This is a genomic window from Streptomyces sp. NPDC059256 (assembly GCF_042753785.1).
In the GTDB taxonomy this organism is placed as follows: Bacteria; Actinomycetota; Actinomycetes; order Streptomycetales; family Streptomycetaceae; genus Streptomyces.
In genome coordinates, this window is sequence record NZ_JBHYZO010000021.1 from 24,038 (window position 1) to 39,417 (window position 15,380).

The 15,380-nt window shown below is 69.6% G+C and carries 11 protein-coding genes; 10 read left to right on the top strand and 1 reads right to left on the bottom strand.

Annotated elements, in window-relative coordinates:
• The first annotated feature begins 70 nt into the window (after nt 1–70).
• The 6 genes from ACFXJL_RS28955 to cseC all read left to right on the top strand — a co-directional run bounded on the left by ACFXJL_RS28955 (nt 71) and on the right by cseC (nt 5,472).
• Entirely contained in the window at nt 71–718 is a 648-nt protein-coding gene (locus ACFXJL_RS28955) for a phosphatase PAP2 family protein (RefSeq protein WP_384697185.1), read from the top strand.
• A gap of 281 nt (nt 719–999) precedes the next feature.
• Nucleotides 1,000–1,905 carry an A/G-specific adenine glycosylase gene (locus ACFXJL_RS28960; RefSeq protein WP_358876563.1) on the top strand — a complete coding sequence of 302 codons (906 nt, stop codon included), beginning with the start codon at nt 1,000–1,002 and terminating at the stop codon, nt 1,903–1,905.
• Nucleotides 1,906–2,078: 173 nt separating this feature from the next.
• Nucleotides 2,079–2,765 (top strand): SigE family RNA polymerase sigma factor, encoded by a 687-nt coding sequence (locus ACFXJL_RS28965; RefSeq protein WP_358877057.1) that lies wholly within the window; start codon nt 2,079–2,081, stop codon nt 2,763–2,765.
• A complete protein-coding gene (locus ACFXJL_RS28970) occupies nt 2,753–3,445 on the top strand; it encodes a hypothetical protein (protein WP_358876564.1) in 693 nt (230 codons plus the stop codon). Before ACFXJL_RS28965 ends, ACFXJL_RS28970 begins: the two co-directional genes overlap by 13 nt.
• A gap of 9 nt (nt 3,446–3,454) precedes the next feature.
• A complete protein-coding gene (gene cseB, locus ACFXJL_RS28975) occupies nt 3,455–4,150 on the top strand; it encodes a two-component system response regulator CseB (protein ID WP_329021836.1) in 696 nt (231 codons plus the stop codon).
• Nucleotides 4,147–5,472, top strand: a complete 1,326-nt coding sequence (gene cseC / locus ACFXJL_RS28980) for a two-component system sensor histidine kinase CseC (protein ID WP_358876565.1) — start codon at nt 4,147–4,149, stop codon at nt 5,470–5,472. Before cseB ends, cseC begins: the two co-directional genes overlap by 4 nt.
• Before the next feature lie 287 nt (nt 5,473–5,759).
• On the opposite strand, the gene ACFXJL_RS28985 is transcribed toward cseC, so the two are convergent.
• Nucleotides 5,760–6,482, bottom strand: a complete 723-nt coding sequence (locus tag ACFXJL_RS28985; RefSeq protein WP_358876566.1) for a M23 family metallopeptidase — start codon at nt 6,480–6,482, stop codon at nt 5,760–5,762.
• A 472-nt stretch (nt 6,483–6,954) separates the two neighbouring features.
• Between ACFXJL_RS28985 and ACFXJL_RS28990 the strand changes: the two genes are divergently transcribed.
• The 4 genes from ACFXJL_RS28990 to ACFXJL_RS29005 are packed head-to-tail and all read left to right on the top strand — an operon-like array spanning nt 6,955 to nt 15,358.
• Nucleotides 6,955–10,263 carry an NACHT domain-containing protein gene (locus ACFXJL_RS28990; protein ID WP_384697191.1) on the top strand — a complete coding sequence of 1,103 codons (3,309 nt, stop codon included), beginning with the start codon at nt 6,955–6,957 and terminating at the stop codon, nt 10,261–10,263.
• A gap of 47 nt (nt 10,264–10,310) precedes the next feature.
• Nucleotides 10,311–11,927, top strand: a complete 1,617-nt coding sequence (dacB, locus tag ACFXJL_RS28995) for a D-alanyl-D-alanine carboxypeptidase/D-alanyl-D-alanine-endopeptidase (protein WP_384697194.1) — start codon at nt 10,311–10,313, stop codon at nt 11,925–11,927.
• Between the two features lie 42 nt (nt 11,928–11,969).
• A complete protein-coding gene (locus ACFXJL_RS29000) occupies nt 11,970–12,329 on the top strand; it encodes a trypco2 family protein (protein ID WP_358876569.1) in 360 nt (119 codons plus the stop codon).
• The gene (locus ACFXJL_RS29005; protein WP_384697198.1) at nt 12,326–15,358 is read left to right on the top strand and encodes an NACHT domain-containing protein; all 3,033 of its coding nucleotides are present in this window, start codon (nt 12,326–12,328) and stop codon (nt 15,356–15,358) included. The genes ACFXJL_RS29000 and ACFXJL_RS29005 overlap by 4 nt, the downstream gene beginning before the upstream one ends.
• Nucleotides 15,359–15,380: the final 22 nt, after the last annotated feature.

Below are 15,380 nucleotides of genomic sequence, written 5' to 3' on the forward strand. Positions count from 1 at the left end.
GCGGTGTTGCTGTCCCAACCTGCGACCGGCATCGAGGGCATGACCCCCCACCAGGTAGCGTCCCTGAACCATGGACAGCAGCATCACCCGCGACCTCTACCGCGACATAACCGACTTCGCCCACACCACCCCGACCTGGTTCCAGAAACTCGCCGAGATCTGGACCGAGCTGGGGCTGCTCCTGTTCGGAGCGCTCTTCCTCGTCGCCTGGTGGCGGGCGCGGGTCGGACCCCCATCGGCGATAGCCGTGGCCGTCCTCGCCCCCCTCGCCACGGCGACCGGCTATGTGGTCAGCGAGTCGTTCAAGTCAGTGGTCGACGAGGACCGTCCCTGTCGCACGGTGGCGGACGCCGCGGCCTCGCTCGTCCCCTGTCCTCCCGTGGGTGACTGGTCCTTCCCCAGCAACCACTCATCGATCGCGGGCGCCGCTGCCATCGCCCTGGCGATCGCCTGGCCCCGGATCGCCCTGCTGACGGTGCCCATGGCGGTACTGATGGCGTTCTCCCGGGTCTTCGTCGGGGTGCACTACCCCCATGACGTGCTGGTGGGTCTGGTCCTCGGTGCCCTGGTGGCGGTGGTCTTCATCCTGGCGCTGCGCCGCCCGGCCCAGTCACTGCTGACGACGATGCGCACCAGTCGTACGGGTGTGGTCGTCTGGTTCGCCGGTCCGGGCGGAGCAGCGGCACCGGTACGAAATCGGCATCGGCATCGGCGCTAGGCAGTATCCGCAGCTGGGTCCGCCGGGTGCGGGCCGGGCCTGGGCCGATGGGTCGTCGCGGGGCCGGCCCTGAGCTCGGCAGCCGCCGTTCAGGACGGGCTGGGCACCATCAGCCCAGGAGCAGGCATCGCACCACCAGCATCAGGTACACCCTGCACCTCGTGCGTCCCCCGGTTCGCACCGCACCCCGGCCACCCCGGGTACACCCTCTGGGCCGCTCGGCCCACGGCCCGGAGCGGATGCACCATCCGCCAGCCGGGACGTGCCAGGATCGGTGTGCCATGACTGACACCACCACAGCCCTCGCCCCCACCGACGCCGCATCCCTCCACGCCCCCGTCATCGCCTGGTTCGACGAGCACGCCCGCGATCTGCCGTGGCGTCGCCCCGAGGCGGGCGCGTGGGGCGTGATGGTCAGCGAGTTCATGTTGCAGCAGACACCGGTCAACCGGGTCCTGCCCGTGTACGAACAGTGGCTGGCCCGCTGGCCCCGCCCTGCCGATCTGGCCGCCGAGGCGCCCGGGGAGGCCGTCCGCGCCTGGGGACGCCTCGGATACCCCCGCCGTGCGCTGCGCCTGCACGGCGCCGCCCAGGCGATAGCAGAACGACACGACGGCGACGTACCCCGCGAACACGCACAGTTGCTCGCCCTGCCCGGAATCGGCGAGTACACCGCGGCAGCCGTCGCATCCTTTGCGTACGGGCAGCGACATGCCGTCCTCGACACCAATGTGCGCAGGGTCTTCGCCCGGGCCTCGTCCGGCATCCAGTACCCGCCGACCGCCACGACGGCCGCGGAGCGCAAGCTCGCCCGTGCGCTGCTCCCCGATGACGAGGAGACCGCGGCCCGGTGGGCTGCGGCGTCGATGGAGTTGGGTGCGCTCGTCTGCACCGCCCGTAACGAGGACTGCGCCCGCTGCCCGATCGCCGCACAGTGCTCCTGGCGGCTGGCCGGGAAGCCTGCCCACGAAGGCGCGCCCCGGCGGGGCCAGACCTATGCGGGCACTGATCGACAGGTGCGCGGCAAGCTGCTCGCCGTGCTCCGCGAATCCTCGGAACCGGTACCGCAGACGGCCCTGGACGTGGTGTGGCACGAGCCCGTACAGCGGGCCCGCGCCCTGGACGGACTGGTCGCTGACGGGCTGGTCGAACCGCTGGAAGGCGGGCTGTACCAGCTCCCGGGCTGATCCCGACCAGGCCCGCTTCCCTGGGTGATCGACACCGAAACATCTGCTGTTACACAACCGATGGATGGCCGTGCGCCCTTCGAGGGCTGCTCCGCACAGGCCCGTGACAACCGCTCCGTAACTTCTCCTGCATAAGGAACGCAGTGCTGGTGACGGGGACGGAGGCGGTTGGAATGGCGCACGGCGAGGTGCTCGGTTTTGAAGAGTACGTACGCAGCCGGCAGGAGGCACTGCTGCGCAGCGCCCGGCGGCTGGTGCCCGATCCCGTCGATGCCCAGGACCTCCTCCAGACCGCGCTGGCCCGCACCTACGGTCGTTGGGACGGCATCGCCGACAAGTCGCTCGCCGACGCCTATCTGCGCCGGGTGATGATCAACACCCGGACGGAGTGGTGGCGCGCCCGCAAGCTGGAGGAAGTGCCCACCGACCAGCTGCCGGACGCCCGGATCGACGACGGCAGCGACCAGCGTGCCGACCGCGCACTGCTGATGGACGCACTGAAGGTGCTCGCGCCCAAGCAGCGCAGTGTGGTGGTGTTGCGGCACTGGGAGCAGATGAGCACGGAGGAGACGGCTGCCGCGCTGGGCATGTCGGCGGGTACCGTGAAGAGCACACTGCATCGGGCACTGGCCCGGCTCCGCCAGGAGTTGGAGCGCCAGGAGGCGGAGCGTCGCGAGTTGGAGCGCCGGGAGCGGGTCGAGCACGAGGCCGCACAGCGCGCCGACCGTCCGACGAACCGTCGCCCCGAAGCCGGCGAGCTGCGGGTCCCGACCCAGGACCGTAGCGGTCTACAGCGCTTGCGGTGCGGTGATGGACAGGACAGGCAGGACGAACGGGGGCAGGAGCGGTGCGCGGCCTGAGCGGCCTGGTGACCCGGGAGCACTCGGAGAACGGACGCGGTGGAGGACGGCGAGCGGCGGGCGGTACGGCCGCCGTCGTCCTCGCCGCCTTCGGCATGTTCACGGCCGGTTGCTCGGCGGGGGGCACCGGCGTGAAGGACGAGGGCTCCGCCCACGCCGAGAACGCCAAGAGCGTGCCGTCGGCGAACGTCTCGGCGGGCGGCACGCAAAAGGTCGACCGGGTCAACCCGGTACGGCTGGTCAAGGACGATCCGAAGGTCAGCAAACGGATCAAGTCCGACCTCAAGCCGTGCGGCAGGGACTACCCGGTGGACACCTCGTACGGGAACATGACGGGCGGCACCCAACCCGATGTGGTCGTCAATGTGATGAGCTGCGTCGATTCGGTGGGGGTCGGCACGTATGTGTACCGGATGAACGGCACGCGGTACGAGAATGTCTTCACCTCCGAGGAACCCGCGGTGGTCTCCGCCATCGACCGCGGCGATCTGGTCGTCACCAAACAGGTCTGGGTGGAGAACGACCCGGTGGAGGAGCCCTCCGCCGAGGAGGTCACCACGTACCACTGGACGAGCGGAAGGTTCGCCCAGATGCATTGGGTCCGCAATGAGTACAGCGGACCCGTCGACGGAGACGACTTGCTCGCCACCGAGCCGCCGGAACCCCCAAGAGAGAACTGAGAGCACCGGATGGCCGAGACACATGTGTTGTTCGTCGAGGACGACGACGTCATCCGGGAGGCGACCCAGTTGGCGCTGGAGCGCCAGGGTTTCCTCGTCACCGCGATGCCCGACGGACTGTTGGGCCTGGAGGCGTTTCGCGCCCAGCGCCCCGACATCGCCCTGCTCGACGTGATGGTGCCGGGACTCGACGGGGTGAGTCTGTGCCGTCGCATCCGCGATGAGTCGACCGTGCCCGTGATCATGCTGTCGGCGCGTGCCGACTCCATCGACGTGGTGCTCGGGCTGGAGGCGGGAGCCGACGACTACGTCACCAAGCCGTTCGACGGGGCGGTCCTGGTCGCCCGCATCCGTGCGGTGCTGCGCCGCTTCGGCCATGCGAGCGGGGACGGGGTGACGACCGGGGAACAGCCCCCGGGTGCCCTGCTGACCTTCGGGGAGCTGGAGGTCGACACCGAGGGCATGGAGGTGCGCAAGGGGGGCGAGCCGGTGGCTCTGACCCCGACCGAGATGCGGCTGCTGTTGGAGTTCTCGGCCGCTCCCGGAACGGTGCTGTCCCGAGACCGGCTCCTGGAGCGGGTCTGGGAGTACGGCTGGGGCGGTGACACCCGTGTGGTGGACGTCCATGTCCAGCGGTTGCGCACCAAGATCGGGCAAGACCGGATCGAGACGGTTCGCGGCTTCGGATACAAGCTCAAAGCATGAGGCGCCTCGCGCTGCGCACCGGGGTCCGTTGGAAGATCAGTGTCGCGATCGCCGCCGTGGGCGCCCTGATCGCCGTGGCCCTGAGCCTGGTCGTGCACAACGCCGCCCGGGTCTCGATGCTGGACAACGCCCGGGACGTGCAGATGGACCGGCTCTCGATGGCCCAGCGCTGGCACGAGACGTCCAAGAAGACCGACCCCCGGTTCAACAGCAAGATCAATGACCCGTTGCTGCCCAAGGAACTCCAGCGGCTGATGAAGGAGAAGCGCCGCGGCACCTTCGTGGAGGACGACCACGACGGCCCGCCGGTGATCTGGGCCGCCGTCCCACTGGCCAACGGCGATGTGCTCTCCCTGCACAGTCGCTTCGCGGGGCGGAGCTCCACCCTGCTCAGGGACCTCGACCAGGCGCTGATCATCGGTTCGGCCTCGGTGGTCCTCGCGGGCAGCGCGCTCGGCGTGCTCATCGGCGGCCAGCTCTCCCGCCGGCTGCGCAAGGCCGCGGCAGCCGCCTCGAACGTGGCGGAGGGCAATACGGGCGTGCGGGTGCGGGACGCGATCGGCGGTGTCGTACGAGACGAGACGGACGATCTCGCCAGGGCGATCGACGCCCTCACCGATGCGCTGCACGCGCGCATCGAGGCGGAGCGGCGGGTCACCGCTGACATCGCCCATGAGCTGCGCACACCGGTCACGGGCCTGCTGACGGCCGCGGAGCTGCTGCCCGCGGGCCGCCCCTCGGAGCTCGTACGGGACCGGGCCCAGGCGATGCGGACCCTGGTGGAGGACGTACTGGAGGTCGCGAGGCTGGACAGTGCGTCGGAGCGGGCGGAACTCCAGGAGATAGCCCTCGGTGAGTTCGTCACACGCCGGGTGTCGGCCCTCAACCCGGACGTGGCGATCGAGGTGGTCCACGAGTCCCGGGTGAACACCGATCCCCGTCGACTGGAGCGGATCCTGCTGAATCTGCTCACGAACGCGGTCAAGTACGGGGGGACGCCGGTCGAGGTCACCGTCGAGGGCCGGGTGGTCCGGGTGCGCGACCACGGGCCCGGCTTTCCGGAGGCGCTCCTGCGCGAGGGGCCGAGCCGCTTCCGTACGGGGGCGAGCGATCGGGCCGGTACCGGGCACGGGCTGGGGCTGACGATCGCCTCGGGCCAGGCACGGGTGCTGGGGGCGCGGCTCACCTTCCGCAACGCGGCGCCAGCGGTGCCGCTGGTGGGCGATGCTCCTGCGGCCGGGGGCGCGATCGCGGTGCTCTGGCTGCCGGAGCACGCTCCGACGGACAGCGGGAGCTTCCCGATGCTGCCGCGACAGGGGTAGGCGCCCGATCGGAGCGGCACGGGCACGGCCTGTGCGCGGTCGGCGACACGGCATGACCCAGCGCGACGCTGTTGCAAGCGCGGTCGGAATCGACGTACCCGCGGGGCGGCCATGACCCTGAGTCCCCCTTGGGTCACAGACCACCTGCGTACGGTTCTCCGTCGACCGTCACGGGGAGGGTGACCGCACACCACGAACGGCCCCCGGTGAAGACCGGGGGCCGTTCTCGCGCCCGCCCGAGGGCGGCGGCGCGTGGATGAGGAGGTGCAGGTTCGCAGCTCATCGGATCAGAGGGTCACACCCTGGGCACGCAGGTAGCTCACCGGGTTGATGGCGCTGCCGTAGTTCGGGGTGGTGCGGATCTCGAAGTGCAGGTGAGGGCCGCTGCTGTTGCCGGTGTTGCCGGACAGGGCGATCTGCTGGCCGCCCTGGACCTGCTGCCCGATCTTCACATCGACGCGGGAGAGGTGGGCGTACTGCGAGTAGGTGTTGCTGTCGTGCTTGACGACCACGGCGTTGCCGTAGGCAGGTCCGTCACCGGCGCCGTTCGGGCCGGCCTTGACGACGGTGCCGGGGCCCACGGAGTTGACGACGGTGCCGGTCGGCACGGCGAAGTCCTGGCCGGAGTGCTTGCTCGCCCACATGTTTCCGGCGTTGCCGTAGGTGGCGCTCACCACGTACTGGGAGACCGGCTTGGTCCACCCGGAGGCGGCCTTCTTGGCGGCGACGGACTTGGCGGCCACGGCCTTCTTGACAGCCGCCTTCTTGGCAGCGGCGGCCTTCTGCGCGGCAACGGTCTTCGCGGCGGCCTGGGACTGGGCCTGGGCCTGGGCGGCGACCGCGTTCGCGGTGCTGTTCACGGCGACGGGCTTGCTGGCTGCCGTACCGGTCTCGGCGGCGATCGCAGCTCCTGTGCCGAGGACCGTCACGGCTCCCAGACCGGCAGCGACAACGGCGGTACGGGTACGGAGAGCGGACGGGCGGGGGCGACGGGAAATGAAGCGCGACATACGGGAGAAGCCTCCAGGCACATGGGGACCCGGCACGAGGATTCGCACCGGGCGTTTGGCTATCCCTTGGTAACCGAATCGCCCATATCGCCTCAACCCCCCCATCTACGACATAAAGTCGTAGTTGAACGGTCCTCCATCGCAACCCTTGACAGTTTTTGATCATGTTCGCGCTGTTTGCAGAGAATCCAGCTAGATATCCGCGCTAGATCGGGTTTAACCGCATGTACGCCTCCCAGGACGCCCCACCAGAACCGCCGGGCACCCGCTCGATCGGGCGCTCGGGAGGCACGGGACCAAAGTCCCGAGGAGGCTCAGGAACGGTCGTCGCGGGAGGCCGCGAACACCCCTCCTATTCCGCGTAGTAAGCCCGAAAGGGCCTGTGTGCCTTGTCACCGGCCCAACCCCCTTTCCCCGCCCGGAAAGTGGCCTGCGCCACTAGCCTCGGGCAGGACTCAAGGGGGTTGGGGCGATGCACGGCACGATGACGGCACGGGTGGTCGCGGTCCATGGCAGACAGCAGGGCACAGGGGTACTCCTCACCCCCAGAACGGTCCTGACCTGCGCACATGTCGCCGGCTCCGGTCGGGTGGAGATCTCCCACCCGGCGCTCGGCCAGCGCGTGGGCGGTGCGGCGCTCCTCCTGGGAGACCCCAAGGTCATCGATGCCGCCCTACTGATCGCCGATCACGACATCGTGCCTTCCGATCGACTAGGCCGGCTCCGATGGGCCCGTCTGACCAGGGACGACGTCCTATCCGGCTGCCAGACGATCGGCTTCCCCTGCCATCAGCGCTATCAGGGCGGCCGGCTGGACTTCGGCCAGTACATGGGCAGCGTCCTGCCCGTCGCAGGACGGATGCACGGCGTCCTCACCTTCTGGCTCGACCACTCCCCGGGCGTCCCGCACAAGACCTCTCCGCTCGCCGGGCTCTCCGGCGCGCCCGTCCTCGCCGGCTCGGTCCTGGTGGGCATGGTGACCCGGGTACGCGACACGGACGGGCACCAGCACCTGGAGGCCATCCCGGTGGAGGCGATCCACCAGATCTTGCGCCGCAGCTCCCTTCTGGGGCGGTTCTCAGCGCTCCGACCCCGCCCCCGGGCAGCTCGGCCCTCCCTCGATGCACTCCCCGTCGAGCAGCACTGGCCCGGCGTACTGGACCTGCCCCCGCTGGAGCGGCTCTCCAGCTTCCATCCGCAGGACGCCGCCTTCGAGGAGGGGTACGCGAGCGCCCTGAAGGCCCAGTACCGCAAGACGGAGGTCTTCGGCATCGACGAGCTGGGCATCAGCGAGTCCAGCTGGGACCTCGACACCGCCTATGTGAGCCTCGAAGCCGTCGAGCTGGAGCCCCAGGACGGCCCGGACCCGGGGCCGCCCCGCCCGATCGACACCCCCGTACCCCGCTCATTACGCATCGAAGACCTCCTCGGCCTCAGCCAGCACACCCTGCTGCGGGGCGAGGCGGGAGCGGGCAAGACCACCCTCGTGTGGTGGCTCGCCGCCCATGCCTCCTGCGGAACGCTCCCCGCCGCGCTCGACGAGCTCAACGGGCTGGTCCCCTTGGTCATCCCCATGCGCAGCCTCCATGCCCACGGCGGACCGTTCCCCGGACCGGACGAGCTCCCCGGGGTCGCAGGTCTACCCATCGGACGGGCGCCGCAGGGCTGGGCCACCCGCGTACTGGAATCGGGGCGGGCCCTGATCCTCGTCGACGGCCTCGACGAGCTCCCCCAGACCCATCGGCACAAGGCCCGCAGCTGGCTCACCCTCCTGCTGGGCCGGTACAGCGGCAGCCGCGCCCTGGCGACCGTACGTCCCGGCGCGGTGGAAGCACGCTGGCTGGCCTCCGAAGGCTTCGCCGACCTCCTGCTGCTGCCGATGAGCGACCAGGACATCAAGGCGTTCGTACGGGCCTGGCACCGGGCCGCGGCCCTGGAGTACGCGGCACTCGACCGCCGGCGCGCCGATGCCGAAGCCCATGCCCTGAGCGAGCTGGAACAACGGCTGACCCGCGAGTTCGACACCAACAGGGTGCTGCGCGACCTCGCCCGCACCCCGCTGCTGTGCGCGGTGATCTGCGCGCTCCACCGCAAGCGCAAGGGCGCCCTCCCCCACACACGCTGGGAGCTCTACCAGGCCACGCTCGACATGCTCCTCGGCAAACGGGACAGCGGGCGCGGCATCCACGCCCCCGAAGGGCTGGTCCTCCATGTGGAGGAGAACAAGCTGCTGCTCCAGCACATCGCGGTCTGGCTGGTGCGCAACGGCCAGACCCAACTGACCTTCGCCGAGGCCGTCACCCAGATCGGGTTGGCGACCCGGAGCATGCGACAGGTGCGGGACCAGGGCACCCCGGAACAGATCCTGACCCATCTGATCAATCGCAGCGGACTGCTCCAACAACGCACGGGCAGTGTCGTCCAGTTCATCCACCGCACCTTCCAGGACTATCTGGCGGCCAAGGAGTTCTCCGACACCGACAGCCTGGGCGAACTGCTGCGGCACGCGCCGGACGAACAGTGGCGCGATGTGATCCACCTCGCCGTCGGACACCTCGATCGCAACCGGGTGAGCGCACTGGTCAAGGGACTGATCGCCCGGGGCGACCAGGCTGCGAGCAGCAGCATTCGCCGCGCCCTGCACATCCTGGCTGCACACTGCGCCGCTGCCGCCGTCTTCCTCGACGACACCGTCCTCACCGCGTCGGAGGACCGCGTCCGTGCACTGATGCCGCCCATGACCTCGGGACAGGTCCACGAGTTGACCGGCCTCGGCGCGTTTGTGCTTCCCCTGCTGCCGGGGGCCTCCGAAAACCCCCATGCCGACCGGATGGTGATCGAGACGATCGCGGCGATCGGCGAGGAGGCCGGCTTGGAACGGCTGGTGGATTTCGCACAGCACCCGGCGGGCCCGGTCCGGCGCGCCCTGGCCGACGTCTGGGCGAGCTTCCCCGCACAGTTGTACGCCCGCAGAGTGCTCGCCCGGACCCGGCTGGACGACGTCGTACTCAATGTGTGGGGCGACGACCAACTGCGGGCGCTGGAGCACTGCGGTCCCACGGTCGGCGTCGTGGCGCTGTTCGGGAGCCACTCGGGCAAGACCTTGGACGCCCGGCTGCCGCGCACCGGGCTGCGGTCACTGCGGCTCAACGGGAACCATGAGATCACCGAACTGGGCTTCCTCCGGAACCGCCCCGCCCTCAGCACCCTCACCCTCATCGACTGCCCCAAACTCACCAGCCTGGCAGATCTCGCCGACCGGTCGCTGCGCCGACTGGAGATCGGACAGGGAGAGCTCGCCCTCAACGGGCCGCACCCTCAGGTCACCGACCTCCAGGTGTTCGGCCTGGAGCCCATGGACCACCCGGACTACACCGCCCTGTCCCGATGGGACACCGTGGCCACGCTGTCCCTGATGCCTCCACAGCGCATGTCCGCACTGATCCGCGCCACCGGTGGGATGACGGCACTCCAGGGCCTGACGGTACGCGCGTTCGCAATCCTCGACCTGGAGGCGACCGACACCACGGAGCGCATCACCTCGCTCTCCATCCAATCGCTGGACCGCCATCTGAACACGGCCGCGCTCGCCCGCGTCTTCCCCTCACTGCGCCAACTGACCATGGTCGTACGCGGTGTACGGGAGTACGCGCTCGACCTCACCCCGCTCGCCGAACTCCCCGATCTCACGATCACCCTCAAGTCCGGCGGAGGCATCCCCCTCCATATCTCCGGCACTGAGCCGTTCGGGGGACGTCTGAGGACCATGACAGGCCAGTGAACGCCGGCGTCCTTCCCGCGTCCGCCCCCATCCGGAATGCTCCGGACATGACCAGATCCGTGATGGGCACCGATCGTCGCACCCCCCGCGTCCGCCCGTTCCGCACCGGGCTCGGCTGCGTCCTGACCACCGCACTCGCCCTCACCACCCTCACCTTCAGCAGCCCTGCCGGAGCCGGCACCTCCAACAGCGGGCTCAAGGGCGCCATCGACACCATCCTGGCCGACGCCCGGCTCGACGGCGGCGCGGCCAGTGTGGTGATCGCCGACGCCGACACCGGTGAACGGCTCTACCAACGCGCCGGTGGGGACCGGCTGATGCCGGCCTCCAACACCAAGATCGCCACCTCCGTCGCCGCCTTCGGCGTCCTCGGCCCGCAGTACCGCTTCTCGACCGACGTCCTGACCCACGGCACTCGTGACGGCGCCACCCTCAAGGGCGATCTGTACCTCCGCGGCGGCGGCGATCCCACCACCCTCGCCAAGGACTACGACAAGCTCGCCGCCGCCGTGGCCACCGCCGGAATCACCAAGGTCACCGGTCGGCTCGTCGCCGACGACACCCGCTTCGACACCCAACGCCTCGGCCGCTCCTGGGCCGTCGACGACCAGTCCTCGTACTACTCCGCCCAGACCTCGGCCCTCACCGTCGCCCCTGACACCGACTACGACTCCGGCACCGTCATCGTCGAAGCGGTCCCGGGTGCGAAGGCCGGCGACAAGCCCAAGGTGACCGTGGAGCCGAAGACCGGCTATGTGAAGCTGGACATCAGCGGCACCACGGTGGCCGCCGGCGGGTCCGACACCCTGTCCGTACAGCGGCGCCACGGCAACAACACGATCACCATCAGCGGAAACATCCCGATCGGGGCCGGAGCCACCAAGGAGTGGGTGACCGTCTGGGAACCCACCGGCTACGCCGCGGCCGTCTTCCATGACGCCCTCACACGCCACGGGGTCAAGGTCACGGAGAGCACCCGCCTCGGCCGCGCCACCCCCACCTCCGCACAACCGCTCACCTCGCACCGCTCCATGCCCCTGCGGGAGCTCATGCACCCGTTCATGAAGCTGTCGAACAACATGCACGCCGAAGCCCTGACCAAGACGATGGGATACGAGACGGCAGGCCGCGGCACCTGGAGCGCCGGGCTTGCGGCGATCGCCACCCGACTGCGCGCGGAAGGCGTCACCACCGACGACCTACGACAGGTGGACGGATCGGGTCTGTCCCGGATGAACCTCTTCCCGGCCGAACAGTTCGCCACCCTCCTGCTCTCCGTGCGCGACGCCCCCTGGTACGCCGACTGGTACGCCTCACTGCCGCTCGCCTGCGGCCCCGACCGGGCCGCGGGCGGAACCCTCCGTACCAGGATGTGCAACACCCCGGCGGCTCTCAACGCACGCGCCAAGACCGGTTCCCTGACCGGCGCTTCGGCACTCTCCGGGTACGTCAAGGACGCGAACGGGCGGGAACTCGTCTTCAGCATCGTCCTGAACAACTATCTGGCGTCTTCGGTGAAGAGCATCGAGGACGCCGTCGTGGTCACGCTCGCCCGTACCGACACGACCACGGAAACAGTCCCATCCATCACTCCGGCCCTCACCCGCACCACGGATCCCACCGCTGACCGGGAATGCTCCTGGCAGAAGCCGACGTTCTGCTGAAACCAATCATGGCCCGGGCCGGGTCTGGGTACCGTCCGGGCCATGAGCGACACCCATGCCAACGACACCGCCATCGAACTGGCCGACGCGATCGAAGCCGTCCGCGAACAACTGGTCGACGCCGCGGGACGCGCAACCGGCCAACCCGTCCTATTCGAAGTGGGCGACATCGAGATGGAGTTCACCATCGAGCTGCGCAAGGACCGCAGCGGCGGACTCAAGGCGAAAGCCTGGGTGCTGGAGGCCGGTGGCGACACCACCAGGTCCACCGGGCACACCCATCGGGTGTCCTTCACCCTCACCCCGAAAAACGCACGGACCGGCGGCAGCTGGCTGGTGGGCCATGACGAGGCGGGCGACACGGCCGACTTCGGGACGGCCGGACCCGCCAACCGCCCATGAGCCCCTTCCGGGCCTCGCCCGGACGCCGCGCCGTGGCCGTCATGGGGCAGTGCCAGGGCAGCGGCGCCATCATCACCGCGACCACCGTGCTCACCTGCGCACATGTGGTCGGTTCCGCACACACCGCCGCGGTCGCGTTACCTGGCCGCACGGGAACGGTGCACTGCCAGGTCGTGTGGTCCAACCCACGCCTCGACGCGGCACTGCTCCAGAGCCCCAAACCGCTGCTGTCGGGCGCCACCTGGCTGCTCAAAGAGACCCCCGTACCGATGTGCGAGGTCACATCCGACCGACCGTTGCCCCACTGCGAGATCGTCGGCTTCCCCCGCATCCAGCGCTACGAAGGGCAGAAGCTCGACGCCGACCAGTACACCGGGACCGTACTGCCCCTCGCCGGGATCATCCGCAAGACGATGACCTTCGCGTTCGACCAGCCCCCCGCGGTCGAAGCGCCCGGCGGCCCATCGCCCCTCGCCGGGCTCTCCGGCAGCCCCGTCTACTCCGGCAACGCACTGCTCGGCATCGTCAAGGAGGTACCGCAGGGGCGCAACCACCTCCGCGTGGAGTGCGTACCGGCGGGGCTCGTCTTCACCGATCCCGACCTCCTGGACTGGTTCGCCCGCCGTTCCGACAACATCGCCCCGCCCCGGCTGGAACGACTCCGAAAGACCCACCCCGACGACACCCACTACGAGGAGGAGTACGGGGAGGCCCTCAGGGCGGAGTACCGCAAGACGAAGATCTTCGGACTGGACGAACTCAGCAGGAACGACACGGAATGGGACCTCGACACCGCCTATCTGAGCCTGGAGGCCCGCCCGCAATCCCGTGCCGGGCGCAGGGCACCCGTCGACTCCGCAGTACCGCGCGACTATTGGAACCTACCGACGTCCCGCGAGGAACACGGCTCGGGCCCACAGCAGATCGAGGAGTTGCTCGGCACCCGCCCCCGGGTCCTTCTGCGCGGGGACGCCGGCGCCGGCAAGACCACGCTGATCTGGTGGCTGGCCGCCCACGCAGCCGCCGGAACCCTCGACGACCGACTCGCCCAACTCAATGGACTCGTGCCCTTCGTCATCCCCCTGCGCAGCCTGCGCGCCCAGGGCGACGGCTTCCCCTCCCCCGCCCAACTCGCCGGGGTGTCACGTCTGATGATCGACGCAGCTCCCGTCGGCTGGGCGGGACGGGTACTCGCCGATGGTCGGGCACTCCTCCTGGTGGACGGGCTCGACGAAGTGCCGCAGGAGGACAGGGAAGAGGCACACCGCTGGCTCTCCCGCCTGGTACACCGCTTCCCCCTGACCCGATGCCTGGTGACCGTGCGTCCACTCGCCGTCGCCCCTGACTGGCTCGCCTCCGAGGGCTTCGAAGAACTGAGCCTGCTCCCCCTGCACGACGAGGGCATCCGGGCGTTCAGCGCCGCCTGGCACCGGGCGGCCCGGCTCGATGACGAGGATGTGCAGGGCATCGACGAACTGGAACGCGGGCTCCGCCAGCAGTTCGACCTCAATCCTGCGCTCCGGGACCTCGCCCGCACCCCGCTGCTGTGCGCCGTGATCTGCGCGCTCCACCGGCTGCGCCAGGGCTTCCTTCCCGAGAGCCGCTGGGCGCTCTACCGTTCGGCCCTGGAGATGCTGCTGGGACAGCGGGACAAGCGGCGCAGGGTCGGCACTCCCGAGGGCATCACCCTGTCCGTCGAGGAGAGCCAGCAACTGCTGCAACGGATCGCGGTGTGGCTGGTACGAGGCGGTCAGACCGAGTTCACCCAGGACCAGGCACTGCGCCAGATCGAACGGACCCTCGACGGAATGCCGAAGGTACGCCGGCAGGGCAAACCCGAACAGATCCTCATCCATCTCCTCAACCGCAGCGGGCTCCTCCAGGAACGCTCCGCCGGGTCCTTCCAGTTCACCCACCGCACCTTTCAGGACTTCCTGGCCGCCAGGGAGTTCATCGAGGGCGATCAGCTCAATGAACTCCTGCGCCACGCAACCGAGCAGGAGTGGCACGACGTCCTGCTACTGGCCGCGGGCCACTGCTCACGGCGCGAACTGCCGGTGCTGGTCACCGGACTCCTCACTGCCGGCAGACAGCGCGGAACCCGGGGCTCGGGACGCACCGGCCTCTACGTCCTCGCCGCACTCTGCGCCCAGCACGCGGCCTGGCTCGACCAACTGACGCACGACCGCGTCCAGGACGCGATCCTCTCCGTGCTGCCGCCCCACAGCCTGAGCGAACTCCACCACCTGGCCCGGCTCGGCAGCCAAGTGCTGCCCCTACTACCGGCCCCCGAGGAGCTCGGCATCTCCGAGCGGGGGCAGCTGGCGGAACTGGTCAGCGTCGTCGGCGGAAGCTCGGCCGTCCCCTACGCCCGCCGTCTGGCGCTCGCCGCCCGGGGCGAGCCGCACGGCGAGTACCTGCTCACCCGTGACTGGGCGCGGTTCCCACCCGAGGAGTACGCGCGCGAGGTCCTGTCCGGTCTCGATCTCGCCAACACCATCGTGTATCTCACGAACGAGGCCCAGCTCGCGCAGTTGCAGCTGCTGCCGCACGCCCGCTACGTGGGAGTGACCGGATCCATCGCGCCCACGGTGCTCTCCAGAGCCCTCGCCACGTCCGAGCTGTACTCCCTCAGCTTGGACAACAACTCGCTGCTCACCGATCTGACGGCCGTGGAAGGTTGCGCGAACACCCTCACCAAACTGTCGGTGGAGCACTGCACACAGCTCGCGGACTTCACGGCGCTGCCCGCCCTGACCTCGTTGACGGAACTGAACCTGTCCAGGGTCCGGGTGCGCACGGCAGACCTCACGGCACTGGCCCGGGCTCCCGCACTGCGCAGGCTCCTGTTGAACAACCCGGTGTTGGTGGGGGACGAGAGTCTGGATCTGTCCCCGCTCCGCACGGCGCCCGGGCTGAAGGTGCTGATCAGCGAAGTGTCGGAACACCGGCTCACCGGAAGGGCGGCGCTCGGGGAACGACTGACCGTGAGCCACCCGAGGGGCTGCAACTGCCCCGAAGCCCACTAGGGGCAGCACGGCCGGCTCTTGG

Bases quoted from the DNA above. Each gene is read 5' to 3' on its own strand.
- ACFXJL_RS28955 (WP_384697185.1), top strand. From the start codon at position 71: ATGGACAGCAGCATCACCCGCGACCTCTACCGCGACATAACCGACTTC.
- ACFXJL_RS28960 (WP_358876563.1), top strand. From the start codon at position 1,000: ATGACTGACACCACCACAGCCCTCGCCCCCACCGACGCCGCATCCCTC.
- ACFXJL_RS28965 (WP_358877057.1), top strand. From the start codon at position 2,079: ATGGCGCACGGCGAGGTGCTCGGTTTTGAAGAGTACGTACGCAGCCGG.
- cseB (WP_329021836.1), top strand. From the start codon at position 3,455: ATGGCCGAGACACATGTGTTGTTCGTCGAGGACGACGACGTCATCCGG.
- cseC (WP_358876565.1), top strand. From the start codon at position 4,147: ATGAGGCGCCTCGCGCTGCGCACCGGGGTCCGTTGGAAGATCAGTGTC.
- ACFXJL_RS28985 (WP_358876566.1), bottom strand. From the start codon at position 6,482: ATGTCGCGCTTCATTTCCCGTCGCCCCCGCCCGTCCGCTCTCCGTACC.
- ACFXJL_RS28990 (WP_384697191.1), top strand. From the start codon at position 6,955: ATGCACGGCACGATGACGGCACGGGTGGTCGCGGTCCATGGCAGACAG.
- dacB (WP_384697194.1), top strand. From the start codon at position 10,311: ATGACCAGATCCGTGATGGGCACCGATCGTCGCACCCCCCGCGTCCGC.
- ACFXJL_RS29000 (WP_358876569.1), top strand. From the start codon at position 11,970: ATGAGCGACACCCATGCCAACGACACCGCCATCGAACTGGCCGACGCG.
- ACFXJL_RS29005 (WP_384697198.1), top strand. From the start codon at position 12,326: ATGAGCCCCTTCCGGGCCTCGCCCGGACGCCGCGCCGTGGCCGTCATG.